The organism is Streptomyces sp. GC420, from assembly GCF_009916105.1.
Lineage (GTDB): Bacteria > Actinomycetota > Actinomycetes > Streptomycetales > Streptomycetaceae > Streptomyces.
In genome coordinates, this window is sequence record NZ_JAAAXQ010000059.1 from 1 (window position 1) to 19,994 (window position 19,994).

At 71.6% G+C, this 19,994-nt stretch carries 17 protein-coding genes; 11 read left to right on the forward strand and 6 right to left on the reverse strand.

The window, feature by feature from the left end; translation table 11 throughout:
• Positions 1-179: 179 nt before the first annotated feature.
• The 3 genes from GUY61_RS10375 to GUY61_RS10385 all read right to left on the reverse strand — a co-directional run bounded on the left by GUY61_RS10375 (position 180) and on the right by GUY61_RS10385 (position 1,936).
• Complete coding sequence (locus tag GUY61_RS10375) at positions 180-356, reverse strand: hypothetical protein (RefSeq protein ID WP_166629792.1); 177 nt, start codon at positions 354-356, stop codon at positions 180-182.
• 136 nt (positions 357-492) lie between these two features.
• Positions 493-849, reverse strand: coding sequence for a carboxymuconolactone decarboxylase family protein (locus GUY61_RS10380; protein WP_166629793.1), 357 nt, complete (start codon positions 847-849; stop codon positions 493-495).
• A 169-nt stretch (positions 850-1,018) separates the two neighbouring features.
• Positions 1,019-1,936, reverse strand: coding sequence for an endonuclease/exonuclease/phosphatase family protein (locus GUY61_RS10385; RefSeq protein ID WP_166629794.1), 918 nt, complete (start codon positions 1,934-1,936; stop codon positions 1,019-1,021).
• A gap of 1,365 nt (positions 1,937-3,301) precedes the next feature.
• Here GUY61_RS10385 and GUY61_RS10390 point away from each other — a divergent pair.
• Positions 3,302-4,033, forward strand: coding sequence for a hypothetical protein (locus GUY61_RS10390; protein WP_166629795.1), 732 nt, complete (start codon positions 3,302-3,304; stop codon positions 4,031-4,033).
• Positions 4,034-4,591: 558 nt separating this feature from the next.
• On the opposite strand, the gene GUY61_RS10395 is transcribed toward GUY61_RS10390, so the two are convergent.
• A complete protein-coding gene (locus GUY61_RS10395) occupies positions 4,592-5,821 on the reverse strand; it encodes a hypothetical protein (protein WP_166629796.1) in 1,230 nt (409 codons plus the stop codon).
• Between the two features lie 664 nt (positions 5,822-6,485).
• Between GUY61_RS10395 and GUY61_RS10400 the strand changes: the two genes are divergently transcribed.
• The 6 genes from GUY61_RS10400 (at position 6,486) to GUY61_RS10425 (ending at position 12,730) form a co-directional block, all read left to right on the forward strand.
• Complete coding sequence (locus GUY61_RS10400) at positions 6,486-6,854, forward strand: hypothetical protein (protein ID WP_166629797.1); 369 nt, start codon at positions 6,486-6,488, stop codon at positions 6,852-6,854.
• A 68-nt stretch (positions 6,855-6,922) separates the two neighbouring features.
• Positions 6,923-8,146 (forward strand): acyl-CoA dehydrogenase family protein, encoded by a 1,224-nt coding sequence (locus tag GUY61_RS10405; protein WP_166629798.1) that lies wholly within the window; start codon positions 6,923-6,925, stop codon positions 8,144-8,146.
• Positions 8,143-9,270: a hypothetical protein gene (locus GUY61_RS10410; protein WP_166629799.1), complete on the forward strand. Its 1,128-nt coding sequence runs from the start codon at positions 8,143-8,145 to the stop codon at positions 9,268-9,270. The genes GUY61_RS10405 and GUY61_RS10410 overlap by 4 nt, the downstream gene beginning before the upstream one ends.
• Complete coding sequence (locus tag GUY61_RS10415; RefSeq protein ID WP_313896607.1) at positions 9,267-10,265, forward strand: ThiF family adenylyltransferase; 999 nt, start codon at positions 9,267-9,269, stop codon at positions 10,263-10,265. Before GUY61_RS10410 ends, GUY61_RS10415 begins: the two co-directional genes overlap by 4 nt.
• Before the next feature lie 159 nt (positions 10,266-10,424).
• Positions 10,425-11,852, forward strand: coding sequence for an MFS transporter (locus GUY61_RS10420; RefSeq protein WP_166629800.1), 1,428 nt, complete (start codon positions 10,425-10,427; stop codon positions 11,850-11,852).
• Between the two features lie 53 nt (positions 11,853-11,905).
• Positions 11,906-12,730 (forward strand): response regulator transcription factor, encoded by an 825-nt coding sequence (locus tag GUY61_RS10425; protein ID WP_166629801.1) that lies wholly within the window; start codon positions 11,906-11,908, stop codon positions 12,728-12,730.
• Positions 12,731-12,875: 145 nt separating this feature from the next.
• On the opposite strand, the gene GUY61_RS10430 is transcribed toward GUY61_RS10425, so the two are convergent.
• Positions 12,876-13,349, reverse strand: a complete 474-nt coding sequence (locus GUY61_RS10430; protein WP_313896608.1) for a helix-turn-helix domain-containing protein — start codon at positions 13,347-13,349, stop codon at positions 12,876-12,878.
• A 587-nt stretch (positions 13,350-13,936) separates the two neighbouring features.
• Here GUY61_RS10430 and GUY61_RS10435 point away from each other — a divergent pair.
• Complete coding sequence (locus tag GUY61_RS10435) at positions 13,937-14,302, forward strand: hypothetical protein (RefSeq protein ID WP_166629803.1); 366 nt, start codon at positions 13,937-13,939, stop codon at positions 14,300-14,302.
• Positions 14,303-14,327: 25 nt separating this feature from the next.
• Here the strand turns inward: GUY61_RS10435 and GUY61_RS10440 are convergent, their stop codons facing one another.
• Complete coding sequence (locus GUY61_RS10440; RefSeq protein ID WP_166629804.1) at positions 14,328-16,052, reverse strand: alpha/beta fold hydrolase; 1,725 nt, start codon at positions 16,050-16,052, stop codon at positions 14,328-14,330.
• A 349-nt stretch (positions 16,053-16,401) separates the two neighbouring features.
• Between GUY61_RS10440 and GUY61_RS10445 the strand changes: the two genes are divergently transcribed.
• From GUY61_RS10445 to GUY61_RS10455, 3 genes are read left to right on the forward strand one after another with little or no spacing between them, the layout of a single operon-like run.
• On the forward strand, positions 16,402-17,010 hold the full coding sequence (locus tag GUY61_RS10445) for an NADPH-dependent FMN reductase (protein WP_166629805.1): 609 nt from the start codon (positions 16,402-16,404) through the stop codon (positions 17,008-17,010).
• A gap of 6 nt (positions 17,011-17,016) precedes the next feature.
• Entirely contained in the window at positions 17,017-17,874 is an 858-nt protein-coding gene (locus GUY61_RS10450) for a thioesterase II family protein (RefSeq protein ID WP_166629806.1), read from the forward strand.
• A 7-nt stretch (positions 17,875-17,881) separates the two neighbouring features.
• The gene (locus GUY61_RS10455) at positions 17,882-19,987 is read left to right on the forward strand and encodes a BTAD domain-containing putative transcriptional regulator (RefSeq protein ID WP_166629807.1); all 2,106 of its coding nucleotides are present in this window, start codon (positions 17,882-17,884) and stop codon (positions 19,985-19,987) included.
• The last annotated feature ends 7 nt before the right edge of the window (positions 19,988-19,994 follow it).

The following is a 19,994-nucleotide window of genomic DNA, read 5'->3' on the forward strand; positions in this document are numbered from 1 at the left end:
GCTCATCACCGGGTCGGTGTTCCCGGGTGCGGCGGCCGGCGCTGCGGGGCGGGGACGGGGTGCTCGTCGAGGGTGGTTCCGCGGTGGCGGAGGTGCGGCCGGCCGTCGGCACGGGCCGGCACGTGGCCCGTGGGACGTGGGTGACGGGCCCGCGGACCTCGTGCGAAGGGGCGGTCGGGCTATTTCGGCGGGGTCTCCTCGACCCGTTCGCCCTCCGCCTGGGACGGCTCGGTCCTCGGGACGTCCGGGTGTCGCTCCGTGGCCTCCCGCTCGTCCGTCTCGTCGCGTTCGCCCTCGGCCTGCGACGGTGTGCGGGCGTAGAGCGACGTGTCGTACTCCGAGGCTCCGGTTCCCATGGGTGGCCTCCTTCTCGCGCTCGTCTCCATGCTCTCGCCTCCCCGGCGGCCCGGCGAGGCGAGGCGCGGCCCCGCGCACAGTGGCGGTGCCGGCCCCGCCTCCCCGGGCCTCCTGTCGGCCGCACGGGAGCGCGGCTCAGATCCCCTTGCCGCCCTGCTGCTCCAGGAACTCCGCGAAGCCGAGGGCGCGCAGCACGCTGCCCGCCGCGTCGATCACCCGGGCGCTGCCGACGATCGGTGCGATCGCCACGCAGACGCCCTTGGCCTCCTCGGCGGACAGGCCCGCCTCCTGCGCCACCTTCAGGTTGGCCAGATAGGAGGCGGGTGCGGCATCCATGGCGATGAGGGCGGCCAGTCGCACGAGGTGGTAGGTGCGCTCGTCCAGCCCGGAGTTGGGCAGAGTCTCGATCGTCATGTTGGCGAGCTGCTCGAAGATCGGGTGTTCGCCCAGGGCCAGTGCGCCCAAGGCGCTTTCGGGAGCTTGTGCTGTCATGATCGGCGACCCTTCTCGCTGGGAAGTGCGCTCCGGGATCCGCGAAGCGGGCTGATCCACGGATTCCCCGCGGGGACCGGAGGCAGGTGTCAACTAACGGGGGTTCCTTCGAAAACCTGAGTGAAACGCGCATTCCTTAACGAATCACTTCAAAGAGGAGCAAAAGGGGTCAGTGGCTCGGCGCGAGCCTGACCCGCGCGGCGACGGGCAAGTGGTCGCTGCCGGTCGCGGGCAGTGTCCACACCTCCGTGACCGACGCTCCCCGCCCCAGCACCTGGTCGATCCCGGCGACGGGGAACGCGGCGGGCCAGCTGAACGCGAAAGCCCCGCCCCGTCCGCTCAGCCGCGAGGTGACGGGCGACAGGCCACGGTCCGCGGTCGTTCCGTTGAGATCGCCCATCAGGATCACCGCGGGCGCCCTCTCGGTGGCGAGCTCCTTGCCCAGCAGTGCCGCGCTCTCGTCGCGCCGTCGCGCGTCGAAACCGGTGGCCGGCCGCATCCTGACGGAGGGCAGATGCACCACGTACACGGCGATGTCCCGCCCCTGCGCGACCCGCACCGTCGCCCGCAGCCCGCGGTTCCAGTCGCCGTCGATGCCCTCGGGCCTGATGTCCGCGGCCCCGGTGCCCGTGATCGGATACCGCGACCACAGACCGACGGTCCCCACGATCGTGTGGTGCGGATGGCTGCCGCGGAGCACGTCCTCGTACGCCGGGAGGGCGGGACGCGTCAGCTCCTCGACGGCGATCAGGTCGGGACCTGCGGCGGCCAGGGCCCGCGCCGTCGCCGACGGATCGCCGTTCTCGTCGCTCACGTTGTGCTGCACCACGGTCAGGTCGTAGCCGGTGGGAGCCCGGGGGAGCAGGTACGGCCCGAAGCAGGCAGCCCAGACCGCTCCCGCCGCGAGGACCGCCGACAGCGCGGTCGCCGAACGGATCAGAACGGCCAGGACCAGCAGCGGCGGCAGCGCGGTGCCGAGCCAGGGGAGGAAGGTCTCGACGAAGCTGCCGGGATTCCCGGGGAGGTCAGGCACGAAGGAGTGGAACGGCAGAAGAAGCGCGACCGCCAGCGCGCAGCCCGCGGTCACGCGCCCCCGTGTCCACGCCGTGCGTCCGCGTGTGTCCCGCCCCCAACTCCGCCTGCGGAACGGGTTCCCGCGCCACCGACTGGCCTCTGCGCCGACCTCTGTGCCGGTCCCCGTACCGGGCTGGGCACCGGCCTCTGCGCCGGCCCCCGGACCGCCTTGTCCTGAGCCCTCTTCCGTACGCGCGTCCTTCACGGTCCTCCCGGTGTCGCGGCGGCATGACACTTTCGCACTACGACGCTCGGCCGCCCGCGGTGGTTCTGTCCCGGGCACCGTGCGGCATACACCGGCCCCGTGCCGACCGCCGGTCACCAGCCACCGGCCGATCCTGCCGCCCTGCCGCCCTGCCGCCGTGGAGGGTGCGCCCGGCGTCCCCCCGGGACCGGGAGGAGCCGCATCTCGGCCCACCGGTCGCTCCTGCGGCGGCGCGGCCTGGAAGGGCGGCGGACCGGGCGGCGGACCGGGCGGCGGACCGGGCTCCGACACCTGCCGGTTGGGGGATCCGCCGCGATCGGCCTCGCCGGGGCGACTCGAAGAGGTCCGCACGGCCCGCGGACGCCCGCCCCGTCCTGCTCTGCGCGTGAGCGGCACGGTCACCACCGCGGCGGGGCCGGACCGGCACCACGGCACGGAAGCTGCCCCTCACCCATGACGCGGATACGGCTTCCGCCATCGTGATCGCCGCGTCCTGAGCGCCGCGGCGGGACGCCTCAACTCGGCCTCCAGCCTGCGCCATTCCGCCTGCTCACGGGCGGAAAGCACCGGGCCAGGCGCCGATTTCCCGCCCGCTCCCGACGTTCCCGCCGCGGCACCGGCCCCTCCGGCCGCCGCGGGAGCGTCCGGCGACCAGGGCCGCTCCGTCCACCCGGCCGGCCGGAAGCCGTAGCACTCGGGAGTGACGAAGGCGCCGAAACCCTGCCCCACTGCGGTCAGCCCCACTCCCAGCCGGCGTACGAGCCACCGCAGCCACCTGTACCAACGCCGCACCGCGGTCTCCTTCCGCCACACCGGGGATCACTACCCCGCAGAGGCTAGGAACTCGCCCTATAAGCACGGCTAAGGCCGAGTCCAATGAGGTGTCGACTTTCGGCCCCGGCCCAGCGACCGGCGAGCGGACCTCGAGTTCCGTCGGGCACAATGCCGGTGGGGGAAGTGCCTACGGCTTGGTGCCTCCCCACGAGCGGGCGGGACGTTGCGCATTCCCCCGTGGCGGAACGCCCCGCCCGCGCTCGTGCTACCGGCGGCCGGGCCGGGCCTGGCCGGGTAAGGACCGGCAACACCCGGCCCGGCCCGCGGCGGCGGCGGCGGAAAATTCAATCTGAAGTTCGACGCCCCTGAGGTATGTTCCTGCCATTCGAAGGGGGCGAAGTGGCGAAGCTCAACCAGATCATCGCCGTGGAAAAGGGCGTCAAGAGCAAGTCGTTCCAGGACATCACCGCGGCTCATCACAAGGTGCAGAAACCGGCGCTGCTGGCCGGCATCTCGCGCACGTACCAGCCGAAGGACGAGGAGGGTGAGCTGCTGCCGCCCGAGTCCACGCGGGTGCAGGTCAAGGCCGAGGACGTGCTGCGGGAGATGTCCGCGTCGCTGACCCGCCTGTTCGACGTGACGGCGACCAAGGACTGGGCGAACTGCGCGGCCCGCGCGGACGTCACCGTCGACGGGCGGACGATCGTCGCCGACGTCCCGGTCAGCTATCTGCTCTTCCTGGAGAAGCAGCTCACCGATCTGCACACCTTCGTCAAGAAGCTTCCCGTGCTCGACGCCGCCGAGTCCTGGTCGCTGGACCCGTCGACGGACTGGTGGAAGACGGACCCGGTGCGCACGATCCGTACGAAGAAGGTCCCGCGCAACCACGTCAAGGCCGAGGCCACCGACAAGCACCCGGCGCAGGTCGAGGTGTACTACGAGGACGTGCCGATCGGTTACTGGACGACGGTGAAGTTCTCCGGATCCCTCCCGGCGCGGCGCGTGAACGAGCTGCTGGAGCGGGTCGAGAAGCTCCAGCACGCGGTGAAGTTCGCCCGCGAGGAGGCCAACGGCACCGAAGTCACCGACCGACGGGTGGGCGAAGCGGTGTTCGGCTACCTGTTCGGCTGACGCCGGGCGGAGTAGCATCCCGATCGCCCCCGCGTGAGAGCGCGGGGGTGCGCAAAAGGCGCGGGCCGGATTGAGGACCGGTTCGTGTGATGAGCGCAAGCTGAAACTGAGGTTCAGCCTGAAGACGCGGTCACAGTGAAGGTTCGAGTCCTTCCCCCGGCACCACGGGCCGGGGTGGCCCAACCGGCAGAGGCAGCCGCGGTCAATCTCAGACTCTCGCTCCAGCTTCAGCATTGCCACCGATCGCCGGATCGACCGGGTACGGACGATCGCCGTCGGATGCGAGTTCGACTCTCGTCTGCACCTCTTGCCTGGTGCGGTAGTTCAAAGGAAGAACACGACGGCCTGACGACTGATCCGTACCCTTCAACGCCACCGGCGTGCGCAATTGGGTGGCATCCCCAGGGGCCCGGGAGCTGGATACGACTCCCGGGCTCCGCCACGTCCGCATCCGCGAGACCTGGTACGGGGCGGGATGCGCCCCGCGGACACCAGCGCCGGCTGACCCCGGCGCCGCGCACCGCTCCGGCGTCCGCAGACTCCGCGCGAGGGGGAACGTCAGGGGCAGGGCGGCCTGGGTACCCCGTAGAGGACCCGCATGCCGTCTCCGGGGTGTTCGGTGAGCGTCCACAACTGGTCGGCCGAGCGGAGCCAGTACAGATCCTGGAGTCCTCGGCCGCCGAGGTACGAGACCGGTGTCCTGTTGCCGCGCGTGTTGGCGACGACCAGGTGGCGGTTGCCGCTGCCTCCGCCGCCCGTCGTGAAGTAGTAGCAGCCCCGCGAGAAGGCGCCCTGGACGTAGCGGACGGGCTCGAACCAGGCGATGAAGGGGCGGATCGTGCCGGAGAACCTGGTCAGGTCGTCGTCCCGCCACCGGGCCACCCGGCCGATGGCGGTGTCCCGGTACTCACCGGTCACGAACTGCGGGTCGCGCCCGGGGGCGCGCTCCAGCGAGATGGAGTCGTAGACGGTGGTGGCGTTCGGGTTGTGCCAGCGTCCGATCTCGGGCAGCAGGTAGCCGTACCCGCGCCCGTAGTACTTGCCGTCCGGCTGGAGCCCGATGTGGTTCTCGTCGGTGGTGTTCCCCTTGGGGTTGCCGGCGAGGCGGAGCAGGTTGTTGGTGTCGAAGACGTGCACCCCGTCCCCGGCGGTGACGAAGAGGTAGTGGCTGTACCAGGCGATGCCGCCCGCGTGGAGGGACACGTTGCCGTAGTCGGTCCCCGCGTCGTTGGGGCGGACCAGCAGCACGTGGATGTACCTGTTGGTCGAGGGCACCAGGAAACTCAGCCGGGTTCCGGTTCCCGAGCCTCCCACGGGGCCCGCGTGCCAGGAGAAGACGATGGCCCTGCGCTGGTCCACCGTGCCTCGGCCCGGCTGGGCGTCCTCGGTGCCGCTGATGCCCTGCGGGGTCCACCGGGTGGTGGTGGCGTCCTCGTGGGTCAGGCAGTAGAACCGGGAGGTGCTGACGCCGCGCAGGGCGCCGGCGGGCCCCGTGGCGTTGTCGCGGCAGTTCATGTTCGCCTGCGTGTGGGCCTGGAGGTTCGCCGCGTTCAGCATGGTCCCGACACGGACCCGGTTGCCGTTGCGGTTCACGGCCCGCACCAGGTTGCGGGCCGGCGTTCGGCGGTCGTCACTCCACTGGAGGGAGAAGTCCGACGTGGAGGCGCGGGTCATAGGCACAGGGGTGGGATTTGGGGCGGCCTGGGCGGGAACGGCCGTGGTGAGCATGGCGAGCACGGGCAGGAACAGCACCGCACCGAGCGCACGCCCGGGTTTCCGGAATCTCATGGTCTCTCCGATGGCAGGGAACAGGGAGCGCGGAGGTGCCCCTGCCATGCTCAAGCCGGCCTGCGGCAGGGGCCCACCGGCGAGAGGCGTGATTCCCTTCCACGCCGGTCGAGTCGCCGGGACCGCGGCAGAACCACCCTGCGGGCACCGCGGCGGAGGCTGTTCGGGCGCACCTCGGCGCTTCCCGGCCCGGCGCGCCCGCGCTCTCACAGCCGGCCGGCCCGCGCTCTCACACCCGGCCCGCCGGCCCGCCGGGTGCGCGTGGGTCCATGGCTGGTGCGGTTGATGCGCGAGGCCACCCATGGCGAGAATTGTGGGTGAATCCGCAGCCCGCCCGGCCGGCTCGCCGACCGTGTTCTGCCGAGTCGGGCACGATGTGAACGGGCCTGTGTGAAGGATTCCCTTTCTTTTTTCTGTTCGTCTCCCTTCGGTGTTGTGTCGCCGCCACCGAATTCGGTCACGACGGCCCCTATCTTTCTCTCGTAGGCGCTCCGAGGTATGCCGGACGTACGCGGTGGACCCGTCAACGCCCTGCCGGAAACATGCTTCCGGCGGCGTCCTTTCGGAATTCGACGGCGGACACGTCCGTACCTGACGTGCGTACCGGACAAGTGCGAGAAAAGAGCGATCGAGAGGGAAGATGTCCACTTTTTCGTCCACTGAAATGGCTGCGGAAGTATTCGGCCGTCTATTCACCGTCCTGCTCGAGGACGAGGAATTCGTAGCAAGGGCCCGTCAGGAGGGTCTGACGGTCCGGCTCGTGCACACGAAGCCGGACTGCCGGATTTTCGTCTCGCCGCAGGGTGTCGTCATCGGTGACGAGGCCCCGGAGACTGCCGCGATCACTCTCAGGATGTCCTGCGACACGGCCCACGCCCTGTGGATGGGGCGGCTCATGGTGCCCGTCGCGATTGCCACCGGACGGCTCAGGATCCGCGGCAAGGTCGCCAGGGTGCTGGAGCTGGTGCCCATGCTCCAGCCCGCCTTCGACCGCTACCCGGACATCGCCGCCGCCTCCGGCGTCGGTGCCTGACATGCCGTACCGCTTTCCGCCCGTCCCGGCGAAGGAACGAACCGAGAGCCGAAGGAGTGTCATCCCACGTGAACACCGCCCTGTCCGAGTCCGTCCCGGCACTGAACTTCGACGCGCTGCCTCATGAGGTCCAGCAGTTCAGGCAGGTCGTGAGGGACTTCGCCCAGAAGGTCGTCAAGCCCCGCGTGCAGCACATGGACCAGGCACCTGCCGCGTACTTCGACTGGCAACTCGTCGGCCGGGGCCACCGGATCGGCCTCACCCGCGCGGCGGTCCCGAAGGACTACGGCGGCGTGGGCGTCGGGATGCTGGGCGTCGCCGCCGCACTCGAGGAGGTGGCCGCCGTCTGTCCCGGCACCGCACTGATCTTCGGCGCCACCATGCTCGGCCAGGCGCCGGTCCTGCTGTCCGGCGATCCCCGGCTGCAGGCCCGCTTCCTGCCCCTGTTCTCCGGGGACGAGCCGGTCCTCGCCTGCAACGCGGTCACCGAGGAGGACGCGGGTTGCGACCTCATCATCCCGTCCCAGGCCCGGCACGCGCGCAACGTCACGACCGCGCGCAGGGACGGGGACCACTACGTGCTGACCGGCAGGAAGCGGTTCATCACCAACGCCAAGGTCGCCGCCTTCGCCTCCGTGTTCGCGAACATGGACGGCAGCCCGGGAGCGACCGGCCTCACCTCCTTCATCGTCCCCCTCGACCTCCCCGGTGTGGTCCGCGGCCCGGTCGCGGACAAGATGGGGTACCGCGCCTGCCTGGGCAGCGAGCTGGAGTTCCAGGAGGTCAGGGTCCCCGCCGAGTACATGATCGGGGCGGAGGGCGAGGGCATGGCCATCAACATGGCGCAGAGCAACATGGCCCGCGCCGCGGTGGCCGGCATCTCCACCGGTGTGGCGCGCAGCGCCATGGAGCAGGCGATCGACTGGTGCGGTGAGAGGGTCCAGGGAGGCCGTCACCTGCGGCACCAGCAGTTCACGGCGGCGAAGCTGGCCGAGATGGCCGCCAAGGTCGACGCCTCCCGCATGCTGTACCTGCGCGCCGCCGACAAGGTCGACAACGAACTGCCCCCGCCGGTCTACGAACCGGCCGTGGCCAAGCTGTTCGCGGACCGGGCCGCGATCGACGTCGCCGACGCCGCCCTGTCCCTGATCGGCGCGCGCGGCTACCTGCGTTCGTACGGCGTGGAGAAGATGATGCGCGACGCCCTGGGCACCCGCATCTACGAGGGCACTCCCGAAGTCCTGGCGCTCGCCGTCACCGACAGCCTCTACGCCGAGGACGACGAGCGGTGAACACCGGCGACCCGGCGGCCGGTGAGCCCTCTCCCGGCCTCGTACCCGGCCGGCCGTCCGCTCCCGGTGGTCCGCCCGTCTCCGGTGGTCCGTCCGTCTCCGGCCGGGCACCCGTCCCGGAGCCCATCGGTGCCGCGGATCCCCGGGCCCGGCGCTACGCCGCGGACATCGTCAGGCTCCACGAGCGGCTCAGGTACGGGCAGTTGCCCGCCGAGCTCACGGGGAATCCGCTCTCCCTCATCGAGGACGCGCACGGCGCACTGGTCACCGTCACGGGCCTGGACAGCCAGTTCCCCGCCCGCTACCTCAGGGGCATCCTCGGATTCCGCCTCGCCCAGTACCTCGGACTGAGCTGGATCTCGGCCGACGCCGTCCACCGGACCGCGGCATTCCACGAACCGCTGCCGCACGCGCGCCCAACACGCGCCGTGGAGAACATTCATACGGTCACGCTGTGCGGTCGCACCGGGCGGATCCGGGGGTACGTGGGGCTGGCCTGCTCGGCGGACGCGGAGAGCCTGCCCCTCGACTCCCCGCGCCGTACTCCGTTCCCGACGGAGGCCGCACACGGCGTCGACCTGCTCGGGCGGTACGCGCGGCCCGGCCTGGGGACCCACCAGGCCTTCGAGTTCAAGCGCTTCCTGCGGGACCAGACGCTGCCGCGGGGCGAGCAGTACGAGCGCGTCCCCTGGCACCTCATGCTCGGCGTCGGCGAGGCCATGATCGCGCTGGGTGACCGGGTGCGCGTCGTGCTGGGCGATGCGAAGGAGCACGTAGCGCTGCGCCACCTGCGCCTCGCGGGCTTCGACCTGCACGTGGTCGAGGGCACGTCGCCGAGCCTGTCCCCTTCGGACCCCATGGCGCCGATCTACCACCAGGAGGTCGTGGCCAAGCCGTTCGTCGCACCGGTACCCACGGACGTCCGCTGGTACCGCGAGGCGGTCCGCTCATACCTCGACGGCACCGGTGACCTGGCCTCGCGTCAGGCACTGGTGGCCGCCCTGGCCGAGCGGAAGAGGACGACGACGGGCACGAGCCCCGGCCCGTCACCGTCACCGTCACCGTCATCGCCACCGCCACCGCCACCGCCACCGCCATCGTCAGAGGAAGGGCACCGCACGTGACGAACGACGACGACAGGGAACCGGCGTCCCCGGCCACCGGGACCGGAGCTCTGGCGGAGAGGGCTGCGTTCTACGCCGAACTGACCGTTCGCAACAAGGGTGTCGTGGCCGCGGCCGAACAGCGGGCACTGCACGAGGCCACCGTCCTGGTGGCCGGCTGCGGGTCGATCGGCGGTGCCGCCGTCGAACCGCTGACACGACTGGGCGTCCAGCGCTTCGTCCTGGCCGACCCGGGGACGTACGAACTGAACAACCTCAACCGGCAGTCGGCGACCGCTGCCGACATCGAGCGGAACAAGGCATCGGTGGCCGGGCGCCGGGTGCGGGACATCAACCCGTATGCCTCGGTCGAGGTCTTCACCGAAGGAGTCACCCGGCAGACCGTGCGGAAGCTCACGGGCTCCTGCCAGGTGATCATCGACGGGGTGGACGTCACGACCCGGGAAGGGTGGCAGGCCAAGCACCTGCTGCACCGGCACGCCGTCCGGCGGCGGCTTCCCCTGATCACCGGGTGGGACATGGCCGGCACCCAGTACGTCCGCTGCTACGACTACCGGCACGTCCGCGAACCGTTCGACGGGACCATCAGCATGCGGGACGCCGCGCGCCTCGACATGTGGGAACTGCTGCGCCGCGCGGTGCCGTTGCGGTACGTGCCGACGGACATGCTGGCCGAGATCCGGGCCAACCACGCGCGGACCGACTACAGCTTCCCGCAGGTGGCGTATACGGCGACGGCGTTCGGCGTGATCAGCTCCCACATGGTGGTCAGGCTGCTCGCCGGCCGGCCGGTCCGTCACCGGATCCGTCTCGACGTGCACCAGAAGGCCTGCCCGCGCGGGGAACAGTGGCGCAGCCGGGCGCGATGGCCGGTGGAACTGGCGGCACTGCTGCCGCAACTGCTGCGGATGGTCCGCGACTCCGGCGCGGACCGGGTGCCGGGGACCGCGAAGGACCCCGGCGACCCCGGCATGTCCCGTATCCCCCGGCCCTGACTCCGGACTCCGGGCCCCGACTCCGACCCGGATGCCGACCCGGATGCCCGGGCCGCGGCCGCGCGCTCCCGGACGGCGTCCGCATCCCTCGGGCCCGGGGGAGTGCTGCCCGGCCCGGGGCTGAGCGCCCGCGGAGACCTTCCCTTCACAGAGGTGGACATGAGTGTTCCGAAACGTAAAGTGCTGTGGACGTTCCTCTGCTGTGGCCTGGGCGTGGCCATGGTGTCGCTCGACAACCTCGTCGTCATCACGGCCCTGCCGGCGATCCGCGGCGATCTCGGGGGGAGCCTCCAGGAACTCGAGTGGACCGTCAACGCCTACACCCTCACCTACGCCGTCCTCATGCTGCCCGGCGCCGCTCTGGGCGACCGCTTCGGCAGGCGGCGGATGTTCGGCATCGGGATGGGCGTCTTCGTCGCCGCGTCGGCCGGCGCCGCGCTGTCCTCCGGCATCGGCGCCCTGATCGCCGCTCGCGCCGTCCAGGGTCTGGGTGCCGCGCTGCTGATGCCGCTGAACCTCACGATCCTCACCGACGCCGCGCCCGCCCACCGGCGCGGCGCCCTGCTGGGTGCGATGAGCGCGGTGGAAGGCGTCGCCATCGCGACCGGCCCGCTGCTGGGCGGAGCGGTGGTCGAGCACCTGAGCTGGCAGTGGATCTTCTGGATCAACGTACCGATCGGGGCGGTGGTGCTGCCGTTCGCCCGGTGGAAGCTCGCCGAGAGCCGTGGCCCCGGGTCCCGGCTCGACCTGGTGGGGACGGCCCTGGCCGGCATCGGCCTGTTCGGGATCGTCTTCGGCATCGTCCACGGCCACGCGGACCACTGGAGCAGCGTCCGGGTCCTGGCGTCGCTGACCGGTGGCGCGGTCGTTCTGGTCGCCTTCGTCCTCTGGGAGCTGCACGTCGAACTGCCCATGTTCCCGATGAACCTGTTCCGCAACCGGACCTTCAGCGCGATGAACGCCGCCGGTCTGCTGATGTTCGCCGGCATGTTCGGCTCGGTCTTCCTGCTCACCCAGTTCTTCCAGGGGCCGCAAGGCTATTCGCCCCTGGAGGCGGGGCTGCGCATCCTGCCGTGGACGGCGGTGCCCATCTTCGTCGCGCCCCTGGTCGGGCTGCTCTCGGACCGTATCGGCAGCCGGTCCATCGTCGCGCTCGGCCTGACGTTCCAGGCGTGCGGACTGGGATGGATCGCCACCCGTATCTCTCCCGAGGTCGGCTATCCGTCACTCATTCCCGCCCTGGTCCTGTGCGGGCTGGGAATGACCTTCTATTTCGCCCCCACCGCGAACATGGTGATGAGCGCGGTCGACGCCGGGGACCGGGGAATGGCGTCCGGGGCGATCAACGCGCTGCGTGAACTCGGCGGTGTCCTGGGCATCGCGGTACTCGCCTCGGTGTTCTCCGCGCAGGGAGACCTCACGTCGGCGGACCGGTTCACGGACGGGATGATTCCCGCGGTCTGGACCGGCGTCGTCCTCATCGCGGCCGGAGCGCTGGCGGTCCTGGCGGCGCCTCGGCGTCACAGCGGCGGCCGGCCGGCCGGAGCCGTGCCGGCCGTGCCGGCGTCCGCGAACGACCGGGTGTGAACGGCCGGGTGTGGTGGCGGGGGCAGGGACTCGTCGGGGGCGAAGGGGAAGCGATGAACTCACCGATCAGGGTGCTGCTGGTGGGCGACCGGGCCGTCGCACGGACCCGAATCCGGGCGGTCCTCGACGAGGACCGGAGCATCGAAGCGGTGGGTGAGGCGTCCGACGGCGTGAGTGCGGTGGGCCTGGCGTGGGATCTCGAACCGCATGTGCTGCTCGCCGACGCCATGGCGCACACCATCGACGCGGTGGACCTGGTCGACGGCCTGGGAGTGCGCTGCGGCGGGAGAGTGCCGGGTGTCCTGCTCATGGCCGACGAGGGGGACACCCGCGCGCGCCGCGCGCTCCGGGCCGGAGCGAAGGGCGTGGTCCTCAGCAGTGTCACCCCTGGCCAGCTCCTGTCGGCCGTCCATGTCGTGGCCGCCGGATACCGGGTTCTTCTCGATGAGAGGACACTCCCGGCACGGGACGACGACGCGGTGCCTGCCGTCGCGTCGTTCCAGGAGGCGTCCGCGGTGAAGGGGACGGGGATGGGCCTGCTGACCCGGCGTGAGAGGGAGGTGTTCCGGCTTCTCGCCCAAGGACTGAGCAATACCGAGATCTCGGTGGCACTCGTGCTGAGCGAGAACACCGTGAAGTCCCATGTGCAGCGGCTGCTGGACAAGCTCGACCTGCGCAATCGGGTGCACGCGGTCATCTACGCCTACCGGACAGGCCTGATGGGGTACGCCTGCCCGGGGCCGCATGCGCGGCCGGAACCGGAGCCGCTCCGGCCGGTGTCGCACCCGCACCCACACTCGCCGTCTCACTCGCACTCGCCGTCGCGGCGAGCCGGCGATCCCGTTCCGTGCGGCTCGCGAGCCGGTGCGTCGGCGTGAGCCACGGGTGCCCCCCGGGTGAGCCGGGCGTGCTTCGAGTGGGCCGGGCCCTCGGCGAGCGACCTCTGCCGGGCGGTTCGCGCCCGGCGGAGGTCGTACCGACCGCGTGTCACGGTGGTCCGCCGGTCCTCCCCGCATTCGCGGCTCATCCGCTCGATTCGAGGAGGTACCCACGCCCGCTGGCGGTCCGGATACTCAGCCCCAGGCCGGCCACCTTGCGCCGCATCCTCATGATGTGCAGGTCCAGGGCGTTCCGGCTCGCTCCTCCGCGCCGAGCACGGAGCAGCGCGATCAGCTCGTGCCGGGCCACGAGGGTGCCGAACCGCTCGACCAGCGGCTGCAGCAGGTCCATCTCGGTCGGTGACACGGGCACCACCTGGCTGCCGTAGCGGAGCAGCCCGTCCTGGTCCAGGACCGGGACCTGGTAAGTGCCGGCCCTTGCCCGCAGCGCGGCGACACGGGCGGTGAAGTCCGCCTTGCTGACCGGTGCGCGGACCCAGTCCTCCCGCGAGTCCGTCGTCACCGGCGGAGTGGCGCCGTTCTCCACCACGAGGAGGCGGAGGACGCCCCGGCGCCGTAACTGTTCGAGTTCTTTCGCCTCGACCGGCCAGCGCACCACGCGGACATCCTCATCGGCCGAGGAAATCTCTCCCTCGCCGTATTGCGGCATGAATTCCCCCCTTTTTCAAACATGACGAAGAACGCGAAATTCTGTTCCTGTCGCTCGCGCGCCTCGATGCTGCGTCGTCCGATGATCGAGCAATGCCGAGTGGCTGCGATTGGTCATGTCGCCCCCATGCGGCATTACTGCATTACTATGCAGCACGCCCAAGTGCCGTGGCAACAAGGAAATATGGCCGCCATCGCGGGGTGATCATCACAAGATGAGACAGGCGGCACCCTGTTCTTCCTATTAATAGTTGCCGTTTTGGGCTTCCTGACCTGCCCGGCATCTGTGGGAGGCCTGGCTTGGCCTGAAAGCGCCAGTGGCGTTCCGAGTGCCGTCGCCGTGAATTCATGAGAAATGGTGAAGCGTCGGTGGTTTTCACCGAGTAGGTTGTTGCCTGCCGTTCCAGACGCACGACTTCTGTACGAGATCTCTCTCTTTCTGTCCTCTTCGAGCGCCCGGTGACCGAATTCCGTTCGCGCCACTCGAAGGCGCCGTGAAGCGGTCGGCCGATGCGCTGTAAGCGCCGAGGAAACGTCATGGAAAAGACCGAGGACCGCCAAGGAAACCCGGAGTGCCCCGATCCCGGTGCCTCCGGGGACTTCCTTCTCACCACCGGTGAACTGCTGATCGCCATCGTGGCACTGACGAAGACCAGACTCGGGGGAGGCGCGCCCCCGGACACCCGGTACGGGCGGTGGCCGGTACGGACCGGGCGCGCGGACGGCGCGTGCCGCCGCCCCGGCGGTGCCGGTCACCCCGGCGCCTCACGGGACACCCCGGCGCACCACCGACCCGCGATGCCGGCCGCACTGCCCGAGGACCGCACGGAAGCAATCGGTCGGCCCGGCACCGCGTCGGGACCGTCCTTCGGTGCCCGGCGCGCGTCCTCGAGCCCGCCCTGATGACCGGCCGGCCGGACCGCCGACGCTACGGGGCGCCGACCCGGTCCCGGCAGGAGGTGAGAAAGCGGGCGAGGGCCTTCGGATGGGTGACCTGGGGATAGTGCCCGGCCGCATCGATCACGGTGACCGGCGTGTCCACCGGCTCGACGAGCGGATCCGCCGACCCGACGACGAGCTCCACGGGCAGCCGCAGCCTCCCCAGGGTCCGGCGCAGCTCCTCGCGCTGTCCGTGGGCCGTGCGCAGGGCGGCGATCACCCGGCCGGCCGCGCCGGCACGGCGCAGGTCCACCGCGAGGCCGTCCAGGCCGCAGTCAGCGGGCAGGCCGAGCGAACCGGCCAGACGGGACGGGGGAGTCGCGCGCAGCAGCGGTACGGCGAGCCGTGAGCGCATCAGTCCGGAGGACGGCCGCTGGAGGAAGGCAGGGGCGACGAGCACGAGCGCGGAGAGACGGTCGGGCCGCTCCGCGGCGTACCGCAGCGCGGGGCCGCACGCGAGCGAGTGCGCGACGAGGACGGGCCGGGTCTCCACGGGGCGCAGCAGATCGGTGAGCCAGTCGTCGAGCGACCGCTCGCCCGGCCCCGACCTGCCGAACCCGGGCAGATCGGCCGCGAGGGACGGGGCGTCCAGGTGCTCCGCCGCGCCCGCCCAGGAATCGGCGTTGAGCAAGAGCCCGTGCAGCAGTACGTAGCCGGGGTGCCTGCGCTCGCCGACGACCCACGTCCGGCAGCCCCCCACGCTGTGGAAGCCGTAGGGCCCGCGGCACCGTACCGCCCGGCCGAAGCGCGTGGCGACCAGGTCGTCGGCCCACTGGCGCAGCGCCGTCTCCACGGGCGGCATGGACAGTCCGCGCGACGCGGCCAGGGCGCGGGTGGCGGCCGTGTCGTAGCGGTCGGTCGACAGGAACGACAGGGTTTCCGGGTCCGCCCGGGTGAGGGCGCGGGGCAGCCGGCGCAGCAGTCCCACGGGGACGGAGCGGCGGGGAGCGCGTACGCCCATGTGCTCCGCGAGCAGCCCGACCAGTCCGGGCAGGGTGGGGGTCGCGTCGTCCAGCACCCAGTAGGCGCGGCCCGCGCTCCGCGGGTGCTCGGGGAGGGCCGCCAGGAACCGGACGAAGTAGTCGAGGGTCACGACAGGGAGGAGGATGTCGGGTCCGCCGGGCAGCGCCCGCAGCCGGCCCTGCCACAGATCGGAGACCACCGAGGCCAGACCGATGTACTGGCCGGGGCCGATCACCGTGGCGGGATTGGCGATGCTCAGCGGGACGCCCAGCTCGCGGGCCCTGGCCCGTACCGCGGCGTCGGCCTCCTGCTTCGACGCCTCGTACGCGCCCTGCCGGCGGTAGTCCGGCGGCCCGCCGTCCGCGGCGGCCATGCGGTAGCCGCTGATGTGGACCACCCGGCGCAGCTCCGGACGGCTCGCCGCCCACTCGACCACCCGCACGGCGCCCGTCACATTGACCGCCCTGGCCTGCTCCGCGGGGATGCCGAACGCGAAGCGGGCGGCGGTGTTGTAGACGTCGCGCACCCCGGACAGCCCCGCCGCCGGAAGCCCGAGCCCGGGGAGGGTGATGTCGGCCCGGACGACGGTCAGTCCTCCGCGGTCCACTCCCTGCTCGTCGAGCCACTCCGTCAACCGGTCCCCGCCGCCGCGCACCGCGGCGGCCACTTCGTGCCCGGCGCGCAGGAGTTCGGCGACCAGGGCGCGGCCGATGAAGCCGCCGGCACCGAAGACGATCGAGTCCGAGTGCATGCAGTCTCCTTGCCCGGGCCGGAACACCACGCCATTGCCCCCGGGGACGGACCGGGTCCGCCGCCCACGGGGCGGCACCACCGTACCGACCCGATCCGGGCGGGAAGGACGAACCATGCCGATGCCACACGATCGGGGCGGACCATCCTGGATTCCCGCTCTTCTCCGCACCGCCTCCTCGGCACAGCCGTGCCCCTGACCCCTCCTTCGGGCCGCGACCGGTGCTGACGAGCGGCACGCCGCGATCCGAAGCGGGACCGTAAGGGGATCCGAAGCCGTTCCTAAGGCATATGCCGCACAGTGGGTGCGGTCCTTCCGAAGTGGTGGGCGGGGCTCGAAGGAGCATGTGATGGACGATGAGCGGTTGAGGCTCGTGATCCTCGTGGGTGCCGCCAGAGAGGGCCGGTTCGGACTGGCGGCGGCCGAGTGGCTCGCGGCCCGTGCCCGGCTGCGCCAGGAGTTCGAGGTCGACGTCATCGACCTCGCCACGGCGTGGCTGCCGGATCTGATGACCGCCGATCCGGCGGTCCCCAGGCCCTCCGCGGTGCGCGACCTCTCTCCGTGGCTCGCCGCCGCCGACGCATTCGCCGTGGTGACGCAGGAGTACCGCTTCGGCTATCCGGCGTCGCTGAAGAACGCGATCGACTGGTACGACAGCGAATGGCACGCCAAGCCCGTCGGCTTCCTCTGCTACGGCGGGGCGTCCGGCGGACTGTGTGCCGTGGCCCAGCTCCGTCAGGTGTTCGCCGAGTCCCACGCCGTGACGGTGCCGGAGGCCGTCAGCTTCCACGACTGCCAGGAACGGTGGGGCCCGGACGGGCGGTTCGCCGACACGGAGGCGTGTCGCGCGGACGCCGTGGCCATGCTCGACAGGCTCGGCTGGTGGGCCCGCGCGCTGCGCCGGGCCCGCGCCTGCGAGCCGTACGGGCACCCGAACCCGATGTACGGGAAGGAGTGACACCAGTTGCAAGCCACATGGTTCCGGAGATTCGCCGAGCCGCGGCCGGATGCCCCGAGGCTGATCTGCTTTCCGCACGCGGGCGGTGCCGCCAGTGCCTACGCACCGTGGTCCCGAAGGCTCTCCGGGATGTTCGACGTCGTGTCGGTCCAGTACCCGGGCCGCCAGGACCGGCGTTCGGAGCCCCCGGCGGCCGGCATCCTCGACCTCGCCGCCCGCATCGCCGACGGGCTGGGGCAGGGCGACCACCGGCCCTACGCCTTCTTCGGACACAGCATGGGCGCACTCGTCGCCTACGAGACCACGCGGATCCTGCAGAGCCGGTCGGCCCCGGCTCCCGTCCGCCTCTTCCTGTCCGGGCGCGGTGCGCCCGGTACGACTCCGGACCGGCACGACCACACCCGCGGCGACGCGGCCATCCTCGCCGCGGTCCGGAACCTGGGAGGCACCGACGCCTCCGTTCTGGACGATCCCGAACTGGTCGACATGGTGATGCCGGCGCTGCGTGCCGACTACGGCGCCCTGGCCGCGTACCGCTGGGAGGCCGGTCCCGTACTGAACGTACCCGTCACCGTGCTCGTGGGTGACTCCGACCCGGTCGTCCCGGTCGCATCGGTGGCCGGCTGGGCGCGGCAGACGCGACAGGACAACGAGGTCCTGGTTTTCGGCGGAGGGCACTTCTATCTGAGCGAGCGGGTGGACGAGGTGTGCGCGATCGTCGCCGACCGCTTGACGACGTTGACTGGGGGAAGCAGTGGAATTCCGGGTTCTCGGTCCGCTGGAGGCCTTGGCGGGAGAGCGGAAACTGGCACTGGGAGGACACAAACAACGAGCGTTACTGGGACTTCTGCTCCTGCGGGCTAACAGGGTCGTGGCCACCAGCGAGCTGCTGGGCGCGCTGTGGCCCGACGAGAACCGGCCCACGACGGCCCGCAAGATCGTGCAGAACGCGGTGTGGGCGCTGCGCGCCCTGTTCGCCGACGAAACCGGGGACAGTCCCGGGGCCGATCCCGGACTCATCACCCAGGCCCCCGGGTACGTCCTGCGGGTCGACCCCGAACGGGTGGACCTGCACCGGTTCGGCCGCCGGGTCGCCGAGGGCCGGGCCTGCCTGTCGACCGGCCGGCCCGAGGAAGCCGCCCGGCTGCTCAGCGAGGCGCTCGACGAGTGGCACGGCCCCGCACTCGCGGACCTCGCCGAGGCGGGCACCGACTGGCCGGAGCTGACCGCACTCAGCCAGATGCGGCTCGACGTCATGGAGGACCGCTTCGAGGCCGAACTGCGCAGCGGCCACCACCACTCGATCCTCGGCGAACTGGTGTCCCTCGCCGAGGAGGAGCCCCTGCGCGAGCGGCTGTGCGGCCAGTTGATGCTGGCCCTCTACCGTTGCGGCCGGCAGGCGGAGGCACTGGACGTCTTCGGCCGCGTACGCCGGTCCCTGGTCGAGGAGCACGGCCTGGAGCCGTCACGCGAACTCCAGTTGCTCCAGCAGAACATCCTCACGCACGACTCCGTCCTGGCGCCTCCGGCCACCTCCCTCTCCTCGCTACGCGCGGTGACCCCGCCAGACGGGAGCCGGGGGCAGGAACGGGCCGGCGAAGAGCCTCCGGACGGCAGGCCCGCCGCGCCGCAGCGGCTCGTGCCCGACCGGTCCGCGCGCCGTCCGGCGGCGGCGCCCGCCACGGCGGGGCCGCAGCGGGCGCACGGGACGGCGCCGGAACTGCGTACGGAGCGGAGGGCGGTCGCGGTCCTGCTGGTGCGCGCCTGTTTCTCCGACGAGGCCGGGACCCTCGGCGACCCGCGGACGTCCGTGACGCTGCACGAGGCCGTGACCGCGGTCGTCGAATGCGTCGAGGAGTTCGGCGGCACCGTCACCGGGTCACTCGGCTCCGTCTCGGTGGCGGTGTTCGGACTGCGGGGCGACGGGGGTGGCGCCTCGTTCGACGCGGTGCGGGCAGCGGTGGCGCTGCGGGCCCGCCTGAACCAGGTGCCCGGCCCCGCCTGGCACGCCGTCGTGTCCGCGGGCGAGGCACTGGTGCGCCGGGACCCGTACGACCCCGCCGCGCCCGTCTTCGTCGTGGGCCGCCTCGTCGACGAGGCCCGCTCGCTGCTGGCCGCCGTGCCGCCCGGCGAGATCCACATCAACGGTGACGCGGTGCGGGACACCGCCGGGCTCGTACGGCAGTCGGCGACCGCGCGTCTCGGGGTACGGGTGGTGGCCGGGCTCCAGGCCGGGGGCGGATCGAAACTGCCGGACCCGTTCGACGGGTACGGGGCCGAACTGAGCATCCTCAGGAGCTTGTTGCTGCGAACCCGCCGTCACGACGCCCCGCACCTGGTGACCATCCTGGGCGACCAAGGGGTGGGCAAGACCCGGTTTCTCGCCGACTTCGTGCGCGACATCCAGGGCGAGGCGGTGCGCGTGGTGCGGGTCCGGGCCGGCGACGGAGCCCGCCTGACCGTGTGCGACGTGCTCAGGGCGTGCTGCGGACTGGCCGCCTCCGACACCGCGGACGGTCGCCTCACCGAGATCGTGCGACGGGTCGCGGGTCATGGAGAGACCGCGGAACGGCTGCTGCGGAGGCTCTGCCCCGGGTGGGGCAGAGATGACTGCGGCGGCGAGGACCACCGCCTGGAGGGCGAGACGCTCGACGGCTGGTGCGACCTGCTCGTGCTGCTGGCCAGGGAGCAGCCGCTGGTGCTGTGCGTGGACGACGCCCAGCTCGCGGAGGACGCCGTCCTGGACCTGGTGGAGCGGCTCGCCTCCGAGTCGCAGGACGTGCCGCTGTTCATGGTCATGTGTGCCCAGCCGACGCTCCTGGAGCGCCGTCCCTTCTGGGGCAGCGGCCTGCGCCACAGCGGAACGCTCACTCTCGAGTGGCTTCCCGGTCCGGGTGCCGGCCAGGTCGTCGGGGAGGGATGGCTGAGGGAACTGGCCGTGCGTGAGCCGTCCGGCGGAGGCTCGGACGTGCGGTGACCGCGCG